This is a genomic window from Fictibacillus tiangongensis (assembly GCF_048083785.1).
Lineage (GTDB): Bacteria > Bacillota > Bacilli > Bacillales > Fictibacillaceae > Fictibacillus.
The window spans coordinates 4,079,525-4,096,531 of sequence record NZ_CP182294.1; the positions used below are offsets into that span (position 1 = coordinate 4,079,525).

Below are 17,007 nucleotides of genomic sequence, written 5' to 3' on the forward strand. Positions count from 1 at the left end.
GCACGCTTTTTTAATGTGGCAGTCTTTTTTCAAACCGAATAAATGAATACAATCGCAGAAGTACAATCAACGTACCCACAATCGTTAAAACGGGCGAAATATTCGTGAATAGAGGTAACCACGCTAAAATAAATGCAACAAGCGCTGTAAAATTTCCTGAAAATCCATTGATCGGCTGAGTTCCTACAAGCCCCGCGCCTCTTAAGGAATTTTCATAACACGATCTATGATACGGTCGCAACTTGAAAAAGGCCCATACCGTACGCAGCTCTTCCCTCTCTTTGATCGGCATCAAACAGCTATCACAGTTTAATTCTTTTTTCATCTTTTCTTCTCCTTCAGCAACAAATCACTCTCCCTCTATTCTACCAATCCTTTAATCAATCCTATAGCTTTTTTAAAAGGACTTTTTGCGATGAAAGGAGAATTTTAACGTGAGGAGTGATTCTATGATAAAAAAGGTAAGGCTGCAGCCCATTTATATGGATAAGCTTCAGCTCTTGATGAACCGTTTAGGTGACGATCTTGTTAAACAGAGTCTTGAAGTAGAACTGAGTAAGATGACAGCCGGCTTTCGCGGTGAAGACTCTATCAATTATTTTTTGAATATGCTTCCAAACCAGAAAGAATGCCACGTGTTGCACGACCTCCGAATTTCCCATGAATCTACTTTTTTCAAATCGACACGCTCATTCTTAATCCCACCTACATTCTTATTATTGAAGTGAAGAACATCTCCGGAAACCTTTTCTTCGATCATACCTTCAATCAACTTTTGCGCACAAAAAACGGTATAGAAGAACCCTTTCAAGATCCTATCGCACAAGTCGAACGCCAAAAATACCAGCTTGAACATAGGCTGAGTAAAAATAAATTGCCCTCAGTTCCAATCGAGACCCTCGTTGTTATGACTCATTCCCAATCTGTTTTGAAAACGAACGATGTGTCGAGCCGTATATCGAAAAAAGTGATTCATAGTGTTCAGCTGCTAGACCGTATCCGGCAGCTTCAACGAAAGTATAAACAGCATGTCATTGTTGCTGGAGATGTGATGAACAAGATCACCCGGCGATTGATTAAGGACCACACTCCGCGGGATGTAGATGTAATGGAGCGGTATAAGATTAGTAAAGAGATGGTTATGAAGGGGGTGCAGTGTGAGGGTTGTTTGGGTTTCGATATGAAAAAAGGCTATCGTACCTGGAATTGTCCGCATTGTTCACATTCAAGCAGGAATCCCCACATAAGAGCGCTCAAAGATTACTCTCTTTTCATCCAAAATACGATAACCAACCAGCAAGCACGTGATTTTCTGAAGCTTTCTTCTATTTCGGTAGCATCCAAGCTCTTAGTATCTATGAAAATGCCTTATACAGGTGCAACAAGAGGGCGAACGTATGATTTAAGCTCTCTAAAAGACCTTCAGGAATAAGAATCTGTCCAATTGATTGGGGAATCTATCCGATTGCATGTATAATCTGTCCAATTGAGGCCGTAATCTGTCCAATCTTGAGTATAATCTGTCCAATTCAGCAGTTAATCTGTCCAATCACAAAACCCACTCCCACACCAACCAAAAAAAACACCCAAATTAATGGATGCTTTTCGACGTGCGGTTCACTGGCTTTCGTTCTTGCTTCTGTTCTTCCACAGTTTCCGTCTCATTCATCCCATAACCAAGTGAAGGATACAAATTCCCGGGTGCTGGATCTACAAACTGAGTCTGATTAAAGTACACGTGCGGTGTCTTCCATAACTCCACAAGTGCTTTCCAGTGCGGCATCTCGTGATAGCGCTCTGGCCACATCTCTTTAATGTGCTTCTTCACGAGCGGGTAATATTTTGGACTCATACCTGGGAACAAATGATGCTCCGTATGGTAAGAGAAATTAAAATGAATCACATCGATCCATTTTGGAACAGTTACCGTTAAGCTGTTCGCTAAGGGATCGTTCACGTTTGTCATTGGGTTCAAGCGGTGATTGGTTGAAATATAGCTCATTACGATCGCGTTTGCGATCAACAACGGCAACAATACCGCAAAGAACCATTTAACTGGTCCGAGCCATGCTAACAATCCTAGCCACATCGCCCACGGCAATAACAGCTGAATCCAAACAGACGGACGATTACTCGGTTTGAATTCTGTAATAAATCGTTTGAACATGAAAAGTCCGTGCAGCGTAAACGAGACAGACAAGAAAGCAAAGCTTACGATCGAACGCATCCACATCGGAAGCTTGTACACTTTTTGAAGCAATGGTTTGTGAGACAAGTTCTCTAGCGTTGGCCACGCATCCGGATCTTTCCCATCATGCTGTGTGTGTACGTGATGCGTCGTATTGTGCCACTTTCTCCAAAGCTTCGGTCCAACACTTAACGGCCAGAAAGCTACGGCTCCTAAAAAGTCACGAAGCCACGGCTTCCGTATCACTGTGCCGTGCAGGATCTCATGACCTAAAAAGCCCATTCCCGCGAAACACGTTCCTAATATAACGGCGATTCCAATCCCTAACCAAGGGTGAAGATTATTCAATAACCCGATAACTAAAATACCGGCGATTGCGATCAATAAGTAGACAAGCCCACCCCATAATCTTGAAGGCACTGGCTTAAAGGCTTCTTTCGGCAGCTTTGGAGCAATCTTTGCTGCATACCAGCCAAACGATTGTAAATCTTTCATTTGCTCAACTCCTCTAATCTGACTCTTTCGAATTCTCGTACAATACAATCGTAACAAGGTTTGTTTTATGAAGCAACTATTTTTGTTACCAGGTAATAATAGTTGGTATTATGTACCCACAAAAAAAGGAGCTATCCTGAAGGATAGCCCACTTTTTTATAAAATAATCTTACATATATTCAAGTTTTAACACATTCAACTTTTGATTCGTCTCTCGTTCGATGATTTGCAGCAAACGACGGTCTTTTTGCGCAACGAACGTAACTGCAAGTCCTTTTCCGCCAGCACGCCCAGTTCTACCGATTCGATGAATGTAGCTTTCAGCATCGAGCGCGATGTCGTAATTAAAAACATGTGTTACACCGTCAACATCCAGACCACGTGCTGCTACATCCGTAGCTACTAAAAACTGAATCTCTCCTTCACGAAATCGCCTCATCACGTCTTCTCTTTTCGCTTGAGAAAGATCACCATGCAGTTCATCAGAATTGTAACCCATATTCTGCAAAGCTTCGTTCAACTTGCTGGCTCTTCTTTTCGTTCGGCAAAAAATAATCGCTAGAAAAGGACGCAGAAGTCTGATCGTTTGAACAAGATCATTCTGCTTCCCTCGATCTGTTGTTTCCACGATTCGCTGGCGAATTTCTTTTAACGTTATCTGTTTCGTTTTCACATGAATATCTTGAGGGTCGTTTGTATACGTTTCAGCCAGCTTCTTTACTTCATCAGGCATCGTCGCAGAGAAAAGTAACGTTTGACGATTTTCTGGCACCTCATACATAATGTCTTCAATATCATCTAAAAATCCGATGTGAAGCATCTGATCCGCTTCATCTAGCACGAACGTTGAAACATGAGATAAGTCGATCGTCTCTCGGCGAATATGATCGAGCAGTCTTCCAGGTGTCGCGACAACAACATGTACCTTGCCTTCTAGCTTGTACATCTGCGCGATCACGTCCTGCCCACCGTAAACAGCGAGCACGTTGATCTCACCGAGAGCTTCTGTAAGTTTGCGTACTTCAGCAGTGATCTGAATGGCAAGTTCACGTGTCGGTGCAACGATCAATCCTTGAACGGCATCACGTTCAGCATCAACTTTTTGCAGAAGAGGAAGCACGAAAGCAAGTGTCTTTCCCGTACCCGTTTGAGCTTGTCCCACAACATCCTTACCTTCTAAGATGACAGGAATCGTTTCCTTTTGAATAGGCGTAGGTTCACCGATTCCGTTTTGAAGCAAAATATCTATCAATTCATCATGAATACCTAGTTCTTTAAAGCCCATCTACTTTTTCCCCAATTTCTTTACTTTTTCTGTGCAGCTTTCCATCGCCGCTAACACTGCACCACGAAAGCGTTCTTGCTCGAGCGTTGCGACGGCCGCAATCGTTGCGCCACCTGGTGACGTTACTTGATCTTTTAGCTCGCCAGGATGTTTTCCGGTTTCAAGCACCATTTGGGCTGCTCCTAAAACCGCTTGTGCCGCTAAACGATAAGATTGATCGCGCGACAAACCTTGTACGACGCCTCCGTCTGCCATCGCCTCAATCATCATGTACACGTAAGCCGGCGAAGAACCGCTGATCGCAGGAATCGCATCCATCTGAGATTCGACAATCACCTCTACTTTTCCGAAGCTGCCTAACAACTTCTCAACCGCCTTTAGTTCATCATCCGTTATCACATCATTAACAGAAACAGCCGTCATTCCCGCTCCAACAAGTGATGGTGTGTTCGGCATCGTACGTACCACTTTCACTTGTTTGCCGAAAGCCTGCTCTACGTCCTCCGTTGTAATCCCCGCTGCGATCGTTACGATGATCGCATCAGATTTTACGAATTCCTTTACCTCTTCAATCACTTCAAGATAGGAATATGGTGCTACAGCAAGGAACAGCACGTCTGCCGCTTTTGCAACATCACTATTAGAAGCGAACGTGTGGATACCAAATTGCTTCTCGACATACAGACGTGTCGTTTCCGTTCGCATGCTCGCGATAATCTGATCAGGACTGATCAAACCCGAACTGATCATACCTCCTGCCATCGCCTGCGCCATCTTTCCAAAACCGATAAAACCTATTTTTTTCTCCATACTCTATGCACTTCTTTCTATCTTTTATAAAGGGAAATGTTCACTTATACAGAATACTCATACCGATAGCTTTACCTTTAGTAAACCACAAATACATAAGGTGTGTGAAATGGATGGAGAAGTTAACTCTAAAAGAATGGCATCGAAAGCAAGCTGTAGATAATTTCAATAAAACGTGGGACTTGATCGAAAAGAAAGACCGTACGAATGAAAATGACTTAGAAATGATACATACCGCTCACGCCTCTCGCTTTCATTGGGGACAAATCGGGGAACCTCTTCACTTTGCTCGAGGAGAATGGCAGCTCTCAAGAGTATATTCCATTCTAAACATGAGCGAGTCAGCAATGTTCCACGGAAAACAATCTCTTGAACTCTGTTTAGAACACAGCATAGCCGATTTTGACCTCGCTTTCGCGTATGAAGCAGTTGCACGTGCATATCTAGTAAAAGAAGATGAAGCGAGCATGGAGGAATTCTACAATCTTGCGCTACAAGCAGCTCAACAGATTTTGAAAAAAGAAGATAAAGAATATTTCATTTCCGAGCTGAACTCCATTAAACTAGGAAGTAGAACTTAACGTACATAAGGAGGATTTTTGCTATGACAGATAAAATCGTCAATTACTTAAAAGAAAATCGCGACACACATTTAAAAGAGTTAACCGACTGGCTTGCTGTTCCAAGTGTCAGTGCACTGCCTGAACACAAAGAAGACGTTCGAAAAGGTGCAGAATGGATTGCAGATAGCCTGACGAATGCCGGAATGGACAACGTAAAAATCTATGAAACAGATGGGCATCCTGTTGTTTATGGAGACTGGTTAAAAGCAGAAGGCAAACCGACTGTACTCGTTTATGGTCATTACGATGTACAGCCTGTTGATCCGATAGAGCTATGGGAGTCTCCGCCTTATGAAGCTACCATCCGCGATAACAAACTGTACGCGCGTGGAGCTTCAGATGACAAAGGTCAAACGTTCATGCACGTAAAAGTTTTACAAGCCATATTGAAATCAGAAGGCACACTGCCTCTTAACTTCAAGTTCTGTATCGAAGGTGAAGAAGAGATCGGCAGTCCGAGTCTTCCGAAGTTTATTGAGGAAAATAAAGATTTACTGGCAGCAGACGTTATAGTTATTTCTGATACGGGTATGCTGGATCGTGGAAAACCAGCGATCTGCTATGGCCTTCGCGGTATGTGTGCGATGCAAGTGGATGTAACAGGACCGAACAGTGACCTGCATTCTGGTCTATATGGTGGTGCCGTCCAGAACCCATTACACGCGATCACAGAGCTTCTGCAATCGTTCCGTGATGAAAACGGACGTATTTTAGTAGATGGCTTTTATGATAATGTTCAAGAACTAACAGAAGAAGAAAGAGAAGCGTTCCGCGCTCTTCCTCTAACAGAAGAAGCGCTTAAGAATCAGCTAGGCGTAACAGAACTAACAGGTGAAGAAGGTTACTCTCACATCGAACGTACGTGGGCCCGCCCTACTTTAGAGTTAAACGGCGTATGGGGAGGGTTCCAAGGTGAAGGAATCAAGACTGTTATCCCTGCAAAAGCACACGCGAAAATTAGCTGCCGACTCGTACCAAACCAAGAGCCGGATGAAATCATCGAAAAAGTAAAAGCGCACATTGAAAAGCATAAGCCAGCAGGCATTGATGTGAAGGTTACTCTGTTTGATAAAGGTGCTCCATACGTAACGCCGTTCGATCACCCAGCCATCCAAGCAGCTGCACGTTCTTATGAAAAAGTGTACGGTGTACCAACAGCGTTCACACGTGGCGGCGGGTCCATTCCAATCGTAGCAACGTTCGATCAAATGCTGAACATCCCAGTCGTATTAATGGGCTTCGGACTCTCAACAGAAAACTTCCATGCACCAAACGAACATTTCCATCTCGAAAACTTCGACAAAGGCATGGAAACACTAGCAGACTATTGGTTCGAACTCGAAAAATCCATCCAAAAAGAAACAACAACAAAATAAAACAGATGAAGCTGACAGGAAAGAAATCTTGTCAGCTTTTCTTTTTATTTGTATGTTGAATGAATGGATTAGTCTCTGAAAAAGCCCTGAAATCCTTTGACACCAAAGCAAGTTGATTGGAGTGGAAGGTGAGAGACTCCTGCGGGACAGGTGGGCAGTCTAAAAGTGGAAGTGGCTCGTCCAGCCCCGACAAGCAAAAGGTGAATAGACAAGGAGGGCGGTCTTTGCCTTCATGGTCTATTTAACTTTTGACCTCGAGGGGCTAGCCACTGCAACTAGACAGGTGAGACACTTAGACGTGAAACGTTCGAATGGGGCTCACCGCCTGCCCCGCGGAAAGCGAAGCACCTTAAACGGAGATCAACTCACCCACGAACAACACAGAATTTCCCACAAGAGGCATTTTCGTTTTTCTCTTCCAGTGTGATATAATCAACCAATCACAACAAAGAAACGGAGAGTATAAACATGCTTTCATTTGAAGATAAAATTGCTTTAATCGAAGAAAACTTCCCAGAGCTCGAAATGCACGAGGTATCCCTTGGCCGCTTGAACTTCCACTTTGAAGAAAGTGTACAAGACAAAAAAATCGTCGTGTACCACCTTCACCCGAACGGAAACGGCTTCGTTTATGGCGGACACCTGCCACAAAGCGTAAAAAACGAAAAAGGCTACGTAAACATCCGAGACTACGAAGCAGAAGAACTGATCGCTTTGATCCAAGAATCTATGGAATTTCTATCGAAAAAACACGGCTGGCAGCAGCCGAAGAAAGATCGTTCGGATGACGAAGAACGTAAAGAAGAACACTGGTACAGCCACAGCCACGAGGAGATTCGCCTCGTAGGTGAAGATGGCATGTGGTTCATCTTTGATGAAGATGATGCACTGGAAGCTGCATTTGAAACATATGCAGAAGCAGAAGGTTATTTAAAAGAAGCAGATTTTAAAAAGAAAAAATAGAGGTGACGAAGATGGCTGAGGAGAAAAAGAAGTTAAGCTTTCAAGAAATTGCAAAGCAACGTTTAGCTGAGAAGAAAGCACAGCAATCAGGCGGATCATTCAGCAAGGGTCCTGTGAAAGTGGCCAACCAGCTAAAAAATCAACAAACAAAAAAAGCAAACAACCAAGCGCGGAGAACAGGTGTTTAATGCATCGTAAACGAGCAAATATCACCCCTGGTCTTCCCGTGAACGTGATCTTAAAAGCAGATCAGCGTTCTGGCAAGAAAACAAAAGGTATCGTAAAAGATATCTTAACGAACTCACCTACTCATCCACATGGCATCAAGGTGCGCCTTGAAGACGGCCAGGTCGGAAGAGTCATTGACATTCTGAATGCATAACTACGAAAACGGTCACCTCCTCGGGACCGTTTTTTCTGTACATGGAATACATTGGATATCCGTATACTAGTGGATAGATTTTTTAAAGGAGATCACTTTATGAACATAGATGCTCTAAAAAAACGAATTGATGTTAGCACAAAAAGAATGCCAGCAGATGTTGTAATAAAAAACGGAAAAATCATTGATGTGTTTAACCTTGATGTCATTGAAGGTGATGTAGCGATCGTTGATGGCTATATTGCGGGTATGGGGGAGTATGAAGGACATGAAACAATTGATGCAGCGGGTAAATTCATATCCCCTGCATTCATCGACGGTCATGTGCACATTGAATCATCTATGGTGACGCCGGCAGAGTTCAGCAAAGTGCTGCTCGCACATGGTGTTACAACGGTTATAACAGATCCTCATGAGATCGGTAACGTTTCAGGAGCTGAAGGCATCTCTTTTATGCTGGATCAGTCTGAAGGGCTTCCTCTCGACGTCAGAGTGATGCTTCCTTCATCAGTTCCTGCAACTCCTTTTGAGAACGCAGGTGCTGTTTTAAAAGCGTCTGACTTAGAACCCTTTTTAACTCATCCACGTGTCCTCGGTTTAGCGGAAGTCATGGATTTTCCTGCTGTTTTTAGAGGAGACGTGGATATGCTTCAAAAAATCATTTCAACAGCGTCCAAAAGGGGCATGATCGATGGCCACGCAGCAGGATTAGACACTAATGGCATCAATGTCTATCGCTCCTCACTGATTACGACAGACCACGAATGTACGACAAAGGATGAAGCACTAGATCGAATCTCTCGAGGGATGTTCGTGTTAATACGTGAAGGATCTGTAGCTAAAAATTTAAGAGCGCTCATAACAGCTGTAACACCGAAAAACGCTCGTCGCTTTTTATTCTGTACAGATGACAAACACCTGGATGATTTAGTAGCAGAAGGAAGCGTAGATCATAACGTGAGGCTCGCTATTCAAGAAGGTATGGATCCTCTGCAAGCGATTCAGCTTGCAACCTTGAACGCAGCCGAATGTTACGGTTTAAAAGAAAAAGGCGCTGTCGCTCCAGGTTACAAAGCAGACTTTCTTTTGCTTGAGAATTTGGATTCCATCACCATATCAGATGTTTTTGCAGGAGGAAAATTGGTCGCACAGAACGGGAAGTACAAAGGATCAGAATCTAGACGAGCACAGCCTCCAGCCGCTTTAACAAAGTCGGTAAACGTGACGATGATAGATACCGATAAGCTTTCTATTCCTATAACCGACGGTAAGCCAATGCATGTGATCGAAATCATCCCGAACCAGATCGTTACCAAGAAGAAAATTTTTGATGCAACGGCAGAAAACGGAGAATTTACACCATGTACCACGAACGATTTATTAAAAATGGCTGTGATCGAACGTCACAACAAGACTGAAAACATTGGACTCGGCGTCGTAAAAGGACTGCTTATTCAGAACGGTGCGATTGCTTCAACTGTTGCCCATGATTCGCACAACTTAGTCGTTGCCGGAATAAATGACGAGGATATGCTGGTCGCGATCGAGGCCATCCGCAAGATGCAAGGAGGCTATGTAATCGTGAAAAACGGAGCAGTTCTCACGTCTGTCCCGCTTCCCATCTCCGGGTTGATGTCAGATCGACCATTTACAGAAGTCAACGACCGAATCATTCACTTAAAAGAAAAGTTAGAGGAGATTGGCTTCAGCGGAGATTTTGATCCATTCCTGACCTTATCCTTCTTAACACTTCCTGTAATTCCGGAAATCAAACTCACAGATCTCGGACTTTTTGATTTCAAAACCTTTCAGCATATCTCTGTTCAGGCAGAGTAAGTGTTACACGAGTGAATGGTTGAAGGCATAGATAACAGCTTGTGTACGGTCTTGAACATCCAGCTTGCTCAATATATTACTCACATGTACTTTGACCGTTTTTAAAGCGATGAACAGATCATCCGCAATTTCTTGATTCGTCTTTCCTTTCGTCATCAACAGAAGAATCTCCATCTCGCGCGCAGTCAGCTCTTCATGTGGCTCGCGCGTCTGTTTTTTACGCATCTTGCTCATCATCTTCCCGGTTACTTCCGGCTCAAGAACAGATTTCCCATGATACGTATCGCGAACAGCTTGAGCGATATCACTCGCTTTTGACGTTTTTAACATATAGCTGGAAGCCCCCGCCTCGAGTGCAGGATATACCTTCTCATCATCAAGAAAACTTGTAACAACGATGATCTTCGCTTCTGGCCATGCCCCGGTGATCTCTCGTGTTGCTTCAATTCCATCCATCTCATCCATAACAAGATCCATTAAAATTACGTCCGGTTTCAATGCTAGTGCCTTCTCTATCGCGACTCTTCCGTTCTCAGCCTCATCCGTTACCTCTATATCAGGCTGCGCAGAAAGGTAAGCCGAAACCCCGATACGCACCATCTCATGATCATCCACTAATAATACTTTGATCATTCCCGTCATCTCCCGCTTTTAAAATAGGTACTTTCACTTCAAGCCGCGTTCCTTCGCCTGGCAAACTCACAATCTTAAGCGTACCGCCAATTTCTGCAGCCCGTTCATGCATGTTCTGAAGTCCATAAGAACCAGTTTTTTCTTGATCCATCTTAAAGCCTACACCATCATCTTCAATGCGAAGGATAATCAGATCTTCTCTTTGGACGAGCAAGATCTGCGCTTTATTTGCCTGTGCATGCCTTAAAATGTTCGACACCGATTCTTGAAGAATACGAAACAGGTGATCTTCCACTCCTTTAGCAAGAGGAATCGTTTCAATCTTCCATTTTAGCTCAATCGGTACCTTTTGCAGAAGCTCCTGTAAAAGCTCTTCCATTCCTTTCTGCAATGATTTTCCGTTTAATGCAGCGGGACGAAGGTGCAGAAGCAGTGCCCTCATCTCAAGCTGTGTCTGATGAATCGTTTCTTCAACAAGCTTTAACTGTTTGGTTTCACGTGTGTCTTCTTCTCTTCGTGTTTCATTTATAGCAGACATGATCATGCTTGCTGCAAAAAGCTGCTGCGAAACAGAGTCATGTAGTTCCCTCGCTAAACGATTTCTTTCTTGGGAAATAATCTCTTGGATCCGCTTTTCTTGATCTACAGCTTTTTCGGTAGCCATCTTTTGGGACTGGCGAATTTTTTCTCCTAACTGCCTTTGAATGCCTTCCATCCGTTTCGTGATCGTTCGCAACTCAAGACTGTCAACTTCTTTCATATCTACTTGCCTTCCGTCTTCAATGGATTTCAGTGTTCGATTGATAGAGTTTAGTTGTTTACGAGACGTGATGCCCGAATTCAAACCAAAGAAAGCGCCCATGATGAACACTAAAAAGGGTAGAACAAAAGCTACAGGGATATCAAGCAGGGTTTTCTGTAATAAAAAATCCCAGTTATCGATCGGAAATATCGTGTAAACAATCGATCCTAAGACAATCGCTACAGCAAATGCTGCTACGATACCGGAGAACATATGACGTAAAACAGTACTCATACCCGTTTCACCTCCAAACTCCCGGCAAACATACTTGTAACAATTTTTATTTTTTTATCCGCTTCTCCATACCCTTTTGTTCGATAAAAAAGGGTTTGGTTGAACAGTTTCGATTCATTTCGGTCAAAGATCCTTGAATTCCCCATGATCATAGAATGGCTGACTGCCGCCTCCATCTCATAAGGAACATAGATCGTGATATTTCCAATCGTACCGCGGATCATAATAACCGATTCCCCATCAGGTAAGATGGTCTGATTTAAATCGATGATCGTATCACCAGGACCACATTGAATGTTAATATCGTTCCATTCATACACATGTTCTGGTGTTTGTTGCGTGCCTAGCAAGATATTTTTTAACAGCGTTTCTTTTCTGTATACATCGTCTTGTGACCTGGTCGAAACCTCTTCGACCTGAGGCGCCACGAAAACTGGATTTTGTTTCGTTTGATAAAATTCATAGATGACATAGATGACGATTGCTACTAACAAGAGCTTAAAGGTAAACATGCTTAATACGTTCATGACAGCAATGAAAACACCGAGCCAGAACATGATCTTGCCTGAGCGCTTCGGCATTCGTTTTCGTCCAAAAAACAGGAGTGCAGCACTTAATAAGAGGGAAAATAAGATTCCTCCTCCGTTTAAGGTCGCTTCTAATAACACCAAGACCACCGCTAATAAAAGCCCCCAACTTATGAAATCACTTCTTTTCCGATTCAGCATCTGCACTCACTCACTTTCTGTCATAAACGAGGTAAAAGGCGCAGCAATTTGCGCCTTGTCTCTTATTTTATCGTATCATATACTGCCTTAAACGGTAGTAGATGATTCTTCTTTTTTCCAATCTTTTTCAAGTTTAGCTAGCTTCGCGTCCATTGAACTTGCTTGGTAATCAGCGTTTACTTTCTGTTCAAGATGATCCATATAATGTTCAAGCTCATCAAAACGGAAAGCCGATTTTTTCATGGATTGAGACGGATCGATCACACGGTCCATCTTCTGATGAGCACGTGCTACATTTTCACGCCCCATCAATTCCATGCGCTTAATCTGCATATCTTTTAGCTTATGTTTCATCTGCTCATACTTTTGTTCAAGCTCTACAAGATCCTTTTCTGCTTGAAGCGTCGACTCTTTTAAGTTCGCTGCTCGTAATGCATGCTGTTCTTTTTCTTGGACTGCGAACTGATACAGCTCTTGTTCGTTCGCTTGTTGAGCGATTTCAGCCTGATGCGCACGCTTAGCTGCTCTTGCCTCAGCATCTTCCATTTCACGTACGAACTGATCTTTTAACAGCTGCTGACGTTCTACTAATTTATGAGCTTTGTTCACCTCTAACTCACACTGTCTTAAATATTGGTTCAGAAGAGATAAAGGATTCTTATCCTCTTTTTGATCTAAAAGCTCATGTACATCTGCTGAGATTGAGTTTTTGATGCGTTCAAATAAATTCATAATGATTCGCTCCTTTTAACGTTTGTTTTTAGCTATTTTTAAGTTTTGCCCATTCTCTTTCAAAGTTGGTGAAAGGGTCATTGCTGTCGTTCTCATTTAATACCGCTGATTGATTCCATTTCTTATAGACCACGTAAAGAACGTAGATCGCGACAGCACCTAATATCGCAGGAAGGTTGCTAACGGATACAATAAGCCCTACTACCGATAGAGCACCCCACCAAAATTTCTTTCCACCACTTTGCGCAGCCATCGCCTTCTTAAATGCGTAATACATAACAGCTAGACCGATCCCAAGACCAACCATCGGACCAAGATTTGCAATCAAAACGATTGCTGCAATTCCTCCAACTACAAGCAAGCCTAATTTTTTCATATTGGCTTCCTCCTTTCGTATCTTTAGCTTACCTCCCTCAGCATTTTCTCAAAACTGGCCGTAGCTGTATCTTTATATAAGCCTCGAGGCGTAGTGGGGTCTGACCCCACACAAATACAAAAACCCCACTTTGTACAAGCGGGGTGGACACTGACATAGATTCAATCCATATCTCTTCAGACTAGTATTGGTTTTTAGTACCAGATTCCACTTCTTTCTTCTCTGCATACGCTGAGAAGATAAAATATAAGGGGTGGATAGTTTTGAAACACAATGATTGCGGAGATGGCTTTCAACCTTTCGTTAGCCCTAATCCTAAGACGACATTTAATCCAATTCAAGTTTCACCAACCATTGATCAAAGTTCATTCTTAAGTCCATTTACAAGCGTAATCGGGGATGTAAGGATACAAGAGAACGTATATGTCGCACCACTTGTGAGTATTCGCGCAGATGAAGGCACACCATTTTATATTGGCTCTAATACGAACCTTCAAGATGGTGTCATTCTTCATGGATTGACGAATCAATTCGTCAAAGTAGATGGCCGAAAGTATTCCATTTATATCGACAATGAGGTCTCTGTCGCGCATGGAGCTCTCGTACATGGGCCGTGTTTTATCGGAGAAAAGGTATTCGTAGGCTTTAAGGCGATCGTTTATAACGCTACGGTGGAGAAAGGAAGCTTTATTTCCTACAATGCAGTAGTAACGAACGGGGTCCGTATACGGAAGAATCGGTTCGTCCCGCCTGGAGCATATATCGATTCTCAAAAGAAAGCCGATGCACTCTCCCGCGTACCTACTGACGTAAAAGAGTTTGCACGCGGCGTACAGGTAGTCAATCAGGAGTTTCCAGCTGCTTATCATCTTTTGTTCGGTGATTCTCGATGTTCTTGTGGATTGGCTTACAACAATAACAGCAGTGAAGAAGAATCGGATTAAAAAACAGGAGTAAAAATAAGTTAAGCAGCGTAAGGTCAAACACAATTTAACCTCGCTGCTTACCTTGTTTTCTTTTTCTCGTATCATTTAAGAACGGTTACCCACTACAGAAGATTGGTCTACTAAAAAATAATCCGGCTCAAAAGAACATTCCTTCAGCTTTTCCTTCACCACTTGAGGATACAACACATACTCGTCTAACTCCTCCAACGCGACCCACTTAAAGACAAGTCGATCTGCTTCTAACACAGTAAATTCCTCACCATCATGAAGCGGCAACGGTTTTTTTGCTGTGATTTTAAAATATAATCCAACTTCGTGAATCTCTTTTTCTGCATATGTAAAAAAGTTTTCAACTGTCCATAAGAAACCATCAACAGTCACTTTCAAATCCAGTTCTTCTTTCATCTCCCGTTGTAAGCTTGACTTGGCATCTTCACCAAGCTTCACGCGTCCCCCAGGTAAAGACCAATTTGTTTCTGCTTTCGCTCGATGCATAAGCACGCGACCTTCCTTAATCATTACGGCAGCCACACGGTAATTAAAAACTTGATGTTCCACATGAAACACTGCGTCCATTTTTATCTTCCCCCTTTTGTTAGCTCCTTATTTTACCACTTCGAGCATTTTCAGTGAAAGCCGTTCCATTTACCGTTACACTATTAAAAAACGGAAAATAAGGAGTTTGAGAAAATGTCTGTATACGATTTTTCAGTTGAAACGATCAAAGGCGAGAAAACCAACCTAGACTCTTACAAAGGCGATGTACTTTTAATTGTTAATACGGCAAGCAAATGTGGTTTTACCCCTCAATACAAAGGACTTCAATCCATTTATGAGAGCCACAAAGAGCAAGGATTATCTGTACTTGGATTTCCATGTAACCAATTCGGAGCGCAAGAACCTGGATCTAGTGATGAGATTATGGAGTTCTGCGAGTTGAACTATGGCGTTAACTTTCCGATGTTTGCAAAAGTTGACGTAAACGGCGACCAAGCGCATCCTCTTTTTAAATACTTAGCAGCTGAAGCACCTGGCATCTTGGGATCTAAAGCGATCAAATGGAACTTTACCAAATTTTTAGTAGACCGAAACGGACAAGTCGTAAAGCGCTTTGCACCAACAGACAAGCCTGAAACCATTGAAAAACATATACAAGAACTTTTATAGAATCTCAAAAAAGCTGTTCAGAGAAACGAATCTCTGAACAGCTTTTCTTTTAAAACATAAGGTGTGCCATTCCCACAACAATCGGAAGTGAGATGAATGTGCGCAAGAAAAAGATAATAACTAATTCTTTAAAGTTAACAGGAATCTTTGAAGCTAGCAGCAATCCGCCAACTTCAGACATATAGATCAATTGGATGACTGACATTGCCGCGATTACGAAACGAGTCAGTTCGCTCTCAATTCCTGCTCCGATGATAGAAGGAAGGAACATATCTGCAAATCCGATTACAATCGTTTGTGCTGCATCTGATGCATATGGAACTTGCAGGAACTCTAAGATTGGTACAAAAGGTGCGCCCAGGTAAGTGAAGAAAGGCGTGAACTCTGCTACCATCAGTGCAGATGTTCCGATCGCCATTACGATTGGCACAACGCCCATCCACATATCAAGGACGTTCTGAAAACCTTCTCTTACTAACGGTGCCGCTTTTTTATTTTGATCAGCGCGTTCAACCGCCTTTTTCAGACCAAATCGAAAAGGTGTCTCACCCTCTGGAATCACTTCATCTGCTACATTTTCTTTTGCGCCCTCATAATACGTATCAGGCTTTCTAGACAGTGGCGGGATGCGCGGGATAATAATCGCACATACGAGCCCTGCTAATACGACCGTTAAATAATAAGGAACGATCATGTGTGCCAGATCGACCTGAGCAAGAACAACAATCGCGAACGTTATGGATACGACAGAGAACGTCGTGCCGATAACAGCTGCCTCGCGCTTCGTATAATAGCCCTCTTCATACTGCTTGTTTGTTAAAAGAACACCGATCGTTCCATCTCCAAGCCATGATGCTAAACAATCGATAGAAGAACGTCCAGGCAGTTTAAATACAGGGCGCATCACTTTTACGAGTAGCGCTCCACAAAGTTCTAACAGCCCGAAGTTGAATAACAGCGGTAAGAACAGTCCAGCAAATAAGAACACGGAAAACAATACAGGAATCAAATCAAAGAGTAGAAGCTGGCCTGTATTTTCGGACCATACGGCTTCCGGTCCAAGCTTGAACAACGTCATCACAGCAAAAATTAGTCCTATTACACGAATCAATTGCCATACGATATTCACGTTGAACAATGTATTTAGAAACGGTTGATTTACAATGGCTTTAGGCTTAAAAAAGTATGTTCCTAAAGAACCTACGACCGTAATCGCGATGATAGCGGTCATGATTTTTGGAATGTATGCACCTATTCCATCCTGCAACATTCCTGCTAAAATCGCTACAGGTATTGTGATTTCCCCATCATATGAGATAGGAATCATAAATAAAAATATACCGATCAAAGACGGAACAATAAATTTAATCAAACTAGAGAAATTCGTTTGCTTCATTTCATAATCCATTTGTTGCTTTGGTAAACCCATA

Annotated in this window: 21 protein-coding genes and 1 pseudogene; 11 read left to right on the top strand and 11 right to left on the bottom strand. The window is 42.8% G+C overall.

The genetic code is table 11. The features are described 5' to 3' along the window. Window positions 1–10 precede the first annotated feature (10 nt). Window positions 11–325 (bottom strand): hypothetical protein, encoded by a 315-nt coding sequence (locus ACNJYY_RS21325; RefSeq protein ID WP_416730050.1) that lies wholly within the window; start codon window positions 323–325, stop codon window positions 11–13. A 124-nt stretch (window positions 326–449) separates the two neighbouring features. Between ACNJYY_RS21325 and ACNJYY_RS21330 the strand changes: the two genes are divergently transcribed. The 3 genes and pseudogenes from ACNJYY_RS21330 (at window position 450) to ACNJYY_RS21340 (ending at window position 1,432) form a co-directional block, all read left to right on the top strand. Further along, entirely contained in the window at window positions 450–728 is a 279-nt protein-coding gene (locus tag ACNJYY_RS21330; protein WP_416730051.1) for a hypothetical protein, read from the top strand. Then, window positions 725–853, top strand: a pseudogene (locus tag ACNJYY_RS21335) (NERD domain-containing protein); the annotation flags it as partial. The gene ACNJYY_RS21330 and the pseudogene ACNJYY_RS21335, both read left to right, overlap by 4 nt. A gap of 21 nt (window positions 854–874) precedes the next feature. Continuing rightward, entirely contained in the window at window positions 875–1,432 is a 558-nt protein-coding gene (locus ACNJYY_RS21340; RefSeq protein WP_416731933.1) for a hypothetical protein, read from the top strand. 159 nt (window positions 1,433–1,591) lie between these two features. Here ACNJYY_RS21340 and ACNJYY_RS21345 read toward each other — a convergent pair whose 3' ends face one another. The 3 genes from ACNJYY_RS21345 to proC all read right to left on the bottom strand — a co-directional run bounded on the left by ACNJYY_RS21345 (window position 1,592) and on the right by proC (window position 4,778). Further along, a complete protein-coding gene (locus ACNJYY_RS21345) occupies window positions 1,592–2,683 on the bottom strand; it encodes a fatty acid desaturase family protein (protein WP_416730052.1) in 1,092 nt (363 codons plus the stop codon). A 169-nt stretch (window positions 2,684–2,852) separates the two neighbouring features. Continuing rightward, window positions 2,853–3,968: a DEAD/DEAH box helicase gene (locus tag ACNJYY_RS21350; protein WP_416730053.1), complete on the bottom strand. Its 1,116-nt coding sequence runs from the start codon at window positions 3,966–3,968 to the stop codon at window positions 2,853–2,855. Next, window positions 3,969–4,778, bottom strand: coding sequence for a pyrroline-5-carboxylate reductase (proC, locus tag ACNJYY_RS21355; protein WP_416730054.1), 810 nt, complete (start codon window positions 4,776–4,778; stop codon window positions 3,969–3,971). A gap of 113 nt (window positions 4,779–4,891) precedes the next feature. Between proC and ACNJYY_RS21360 the strand changes: the two genes are divergently transcribed. The 6 genes from ACNJYY_RS21360 to ade all read left to right on the top strand — a co-directional run bounded on the left by ACNJYY_RS21360 (window position 4,892) and on the right by ade (window position 9,958). Continuing rightward, on the top strand, window positions 4,892–5,359 hold the full coding sequence (locus tag ACNJYY_RS21360) for a hypothetical protein (protein ID WP_416730055.1): 468 nt from the start codon (window positions 4,892–4,894) through the stop codon (window positions 5,357–5,359). A gap of 23 nt (window positions 5,360–5,382) precedes the next feature. Then, the gene (locus tag ACNJYY_RS21365) at window positions 5,383–6,777 is read left to right on the top strand and encodes a dipeptidase (RefSeq protein WP_416730056.1); all 1,395 of its coding nucleotides are present in this window, start codon (window positions 5,383–5,385) and stop codon (window positions 6,775–6,777) included. A 468-nt stretch (window positions 6,778–7,245) separates the two neighbouring features. Beyond that, window positions 7,246–7,740, top strand: coding sequence for a hypothetical protein (locus tag ACNJYY_RS21370; RefSeq protein WP_416730057.1), 495 nt, complete (start codon window positions 7,246–7,248; stop codon window positions 7,738–7,740). 11 nt (window positions 7,741–7,751) lie between these two features. Then, window positions 7,752–7,928, top strand: coding sequence for a hypothetical protein (locus ACNJYY_RS21375; RefSeq protein WP_171005587.1), 177 nt, complete (start codon window positions 7,752–7,754; stop codon window positions 7,926–7,928). Continuing rightward, window positions 7,928–8,122, top strand: a complete 195-nt coding sequence (locus tag ACNJYY_RS21380) for a YwbE family protein (RefSeq protein ID WP_066399319.1) — start codon at window positions 7,928–7,930, stop codon at window positions 8,120–8,122. Before ACNJYY_RS21375 ends, ACNJYY_RS21380 begins: the two co-directional genes overlap by 1 nt. 99 nt (window positions 8,123–8,221) lie before the next feature. Further along, on the top strand, window positions 8,222–9,958 hold the full coding sequence (ade, locus tag ACNJYY_RS21385; RefSeq protein ID WP_416730058.1) for an adenine deaminase: 1,737 nt from the start codon (window positions 8,222–8,224) through the stop codon (window positions 9,956–9,958). Window positions 9,959–9,961: 3 nt separating this feature from the next. On the opposite strand, the gene ACNJYY_RS21390 is transcribed toward ade, so the two are convergent. The 5 genes from ACNJYY_RS21390 to ACNJYY_RS21410 all read right to left on the bottom strand — a co-directional run bounded on the left by ACNJYY_RS21390 (window position 9,962) and on the right by ACNJYY_RS21410 (window position 13,463). Then, window positions 9,962–10,591: a response regulator transcription factor gene (locus ACNJYY_RS21390; RefSeq protein ID WP_416730059.1), complete on the bottom strand. Its 630-nt coding sequence runs from the start codon at window positions 10,589–10,591 to the stop codon at window positions 9,962–9,964. Further along, window positions 10,566–11,627, bottom strand: a complete 1,062-nt coding sequence (locus tag ACNJYY_RS21395) for a sensor histidine kinase (RefSeq protein WP_416730060.1) — start codon at window positions 11,625–11,627, stop codon at window positions 10,566–10,568. The genes ACNJYY_RS21390 and ACNJYY_RS21395 overlap by 26 nt, the downstream gene beginning before the upstream one ends. Continuing rightward, window positions 11,624–12,355, bottom strand: coding sequence for a cell wall-active antibiotics response protein LiaF (gene liaF / locus ACNJYY_RS21400; RefSeq protein WP_416730061.1), 732 nt, complete (start codon window positions 12,353–12,355; stop codon window positions 11,624–11,626). Before liaF ends, ACNJYY_RS21395 begins: the two co-directional genes overlap by 4 nt. Window positions 12,356–12,442: 87 nt before the next feature. Next, entirely contained in the window at window positions 12,443–13,087 is a 645-nt protein-coding gene (locus tag ACNJYY_RS21405) for a PspA/IM30 family protein (protein WP_416730062.1), read from the bottom strand. Between the two features lie 28 nt (window positions 13,088–13,115). Further along, a complete protein-coding gene (locus tag ACNJYY_RS21410) occupies window positions 13,116–13,463 on the bottom strand; it encodes a flagellar basal body rod protein (RefSeq protein WP_416730063.1) in 348 nt (115 codons plus the stop codon). Window positions 13,464–13,726: 263 nt separating this feature from the next. Between ACNJYY_RS21410 and ACNJYY_RS21415 the strand changes: the two genes are divergently transcribed. Beyond that, the gene (locus ACNJYY_RS21415) at window positions 13,727–14,407 is read left to right on the top strand and encodes a carbonate dehydratase (RefSeq protein ID WP_416730064.1); all 681 of its coding nucleotides are present in this window, start codon (window positions 13,727–13,729) and stop codon (window positions 14,405–14,407) included. A gap of 87 nt (window positions 14,408–14,494) precedes the next feature. Here the strand turns inward: ACNJYY_RS21415 and ACNJYY_RS21420 are convergent, their stop codons facing one another. Beyond that, a complete protein-coding gene (locus ACNJYY_RS21420) occupies window positions 14,495–14,986 on the bottom strand; it encodes an NUDIX hydrolase (protein ID WP_416730065.1) in 492 nt (163 codons plus the stop codon). A gap of 114 nt (window positions 14,987–15,100) precedes the next feature. Between ACNJYY_RS21420 and ACNJYY_RS21425 the strand changes: the two genes are divergently transcribed. Then, window positions 15,101–15,577, top strand: a complete 477-nt coding sequence (locus tag ACNJYY_RS21425) for a glutathione peroxidase (protein ID WP_416730066.1) — start codon at window positions 15,101–15,103, stop codon at window positions 15,575–15,577. 49 nt (window positions 15,578–15,626) lie between these two features. Here ACNJYY_RS21425 and ACNJYY_RS21430 read toward each other — a convergent pair whose 3' ends face one another. Next, on the bottom strand, window positions 15,627–17,006 hold the full coding sequence (locus ACNJYY_RS21430) for a YjiH family protein (RefSeq protein WP_416730067.1): 1,380 nt from the start codon (window positions 17,004–17,006) through the stop codon (window positions 15,627–15,629). Window position 17,007: the final 1 nt, after the last annotated feature.

What these genes read in the sequence shown, in the direction of transcription:
- ACNJYY_RS21430 (WP_416730067.1), bottom strand. Translation starts at nt 17,006, where the DNA reads ATGGGTTTACCAAAGCAACAAATGGATTATGAAATGAAGCAAACGAAT.
- proC (WP_416730054.1), bottom strand. Translation starts at nt 4,778, where the DNA reads ATGGAGAAAAAAATAGGTTTTATCGGTTTTGGAAAGATGGCGCAGGCG.
- ACNJYY_RS21405 (WP_416730062.1), bottom strand. Translation starts at nt 13,087, where the DNA reads ATGAATTTATTTGAACGCATCAAAAACTCAATCTCAGCAGATGTACAT.
- ACNJYY_RS21425 (WP_416730066.1), top strand. Translation starts at nt 15,101, where the DNA reads ATGTCTGTATACGATTTTTCAGTTGAAACGATCAAAGGCGAGAAAACC.
- ACNJYY_RS21380 (WP_066399319.1), top strand. Translation starts at nt 7,928, where the DNA reads ATGCATCGTAAACGAGCAAATATCACCCCTGGTCTTCCCGTGAACGTG.
- ACNJYY_RS21345 (WP_416730052.1), bottom strand. Translation starts at nt 2,683, where the DNA reads ATGAAAGATTTACAATCGTTTGGCTGGTATGCAGCAAAGATTGCTCCA.
- ACNJYY_RS21420 (WP_416730065.1), bottom strand. Translation starts at nt 14,986, where the DNA reads ATGGACGCAGTGTTTCATGTGGAACATCAAGTTTTTAATTACCGTGTG.
- ade (WP_416730058.1), top strand. Translation starts at nt 8,222, where the DNA reads ATGAACATAGATGCTCTAAAAAAACGAATTGATGTTAGCACAAAAAGA.
- ACNJYY_RS21375 (WP_171005587.1), top strand. Translation starts at nt 7,752, where the DNA reads ATGGCTGAGGAGAAAAAGAAGTTAAGCTTTCAAGAAATTGCAAAGCAA.
- ACNJYY_RS21325 (WP_416730050.1), bottom strand. Translation starts at nt 325, where the DNA reads ATGAAAAAAGAATTAAACTGTGATAGCTGTTTGATGCCGATCAAAGAG.
- ACNJYY_RS21410 (WP_416730063.1), bottom strand. Translation starts at nt 13,463, where the DNA reads ATGAAAAAATTAGGCTTGCTTGTAGTTGGAGGAATTGCAGCAATCGTT.
- ACNJYY_RS21395 (WP_416730060.1), bottom strand. Translation starts at nt 11,627, where the DNA reads ATGAGTACTGTTTTACGTCATATGTTCTCCGGTATCGTAGCAGCATTT.
- ACNJYY_RS21350 (WP_416730053.1), bottom strand. Translation starts at nt 3,968, where the DNA reads ATGGGCTTTAAAGAACTAGGTATTCATGATGAATTGATAGATATTTTG.
- ACNJYY_RS21360 (WP_416730055.1), top strand. Translation starts at nt 4,892, where the DNA reads ATGGAGAAGTTAACTCTAAAAGAATGGCATCGAAAGCAAGCTGTAGAT.
- ACNJYY_RS21390 (WP_416730059.1), bottom strand. Translation starts at nt 10,591, where the DNA reads ATGATCAAAGTATTATTAGTGGATGATCATGAGATGGTGCGTATCGGG.
- liaF (WP_416730061.1), bottom strand. Translation starts at nt 12,355, where the DNA reads ATGCTGAATCGGAAAAGAAGTGATTTCATAAGTTGGGGGCTTTTATTA.
- ACNJYY_RS21330 (WP_416730051.1), top strand. Translation starts at nt 450, where the DNA reads ATGATAAAAAAGGTAAGGCTGCAGCCCATTTATATGGATAAGCTTCAG.
- ACNJYY_RS21365 (WP_416730056.1), top strand. Translation starts at nt 5,383, where the DNA reads ATGACAGATAAAATCGTCAATTACTTAAAAGAAAATCGCGACACACAT.
- ACNJYY_RS21370 (WP_416730057.1), top strand. Translation starts at nt 7,246, where the DNA reads ATGCTTTCATTTGAAGATAAAATTGCTTTAATCGAAGAAAACTTCCCA.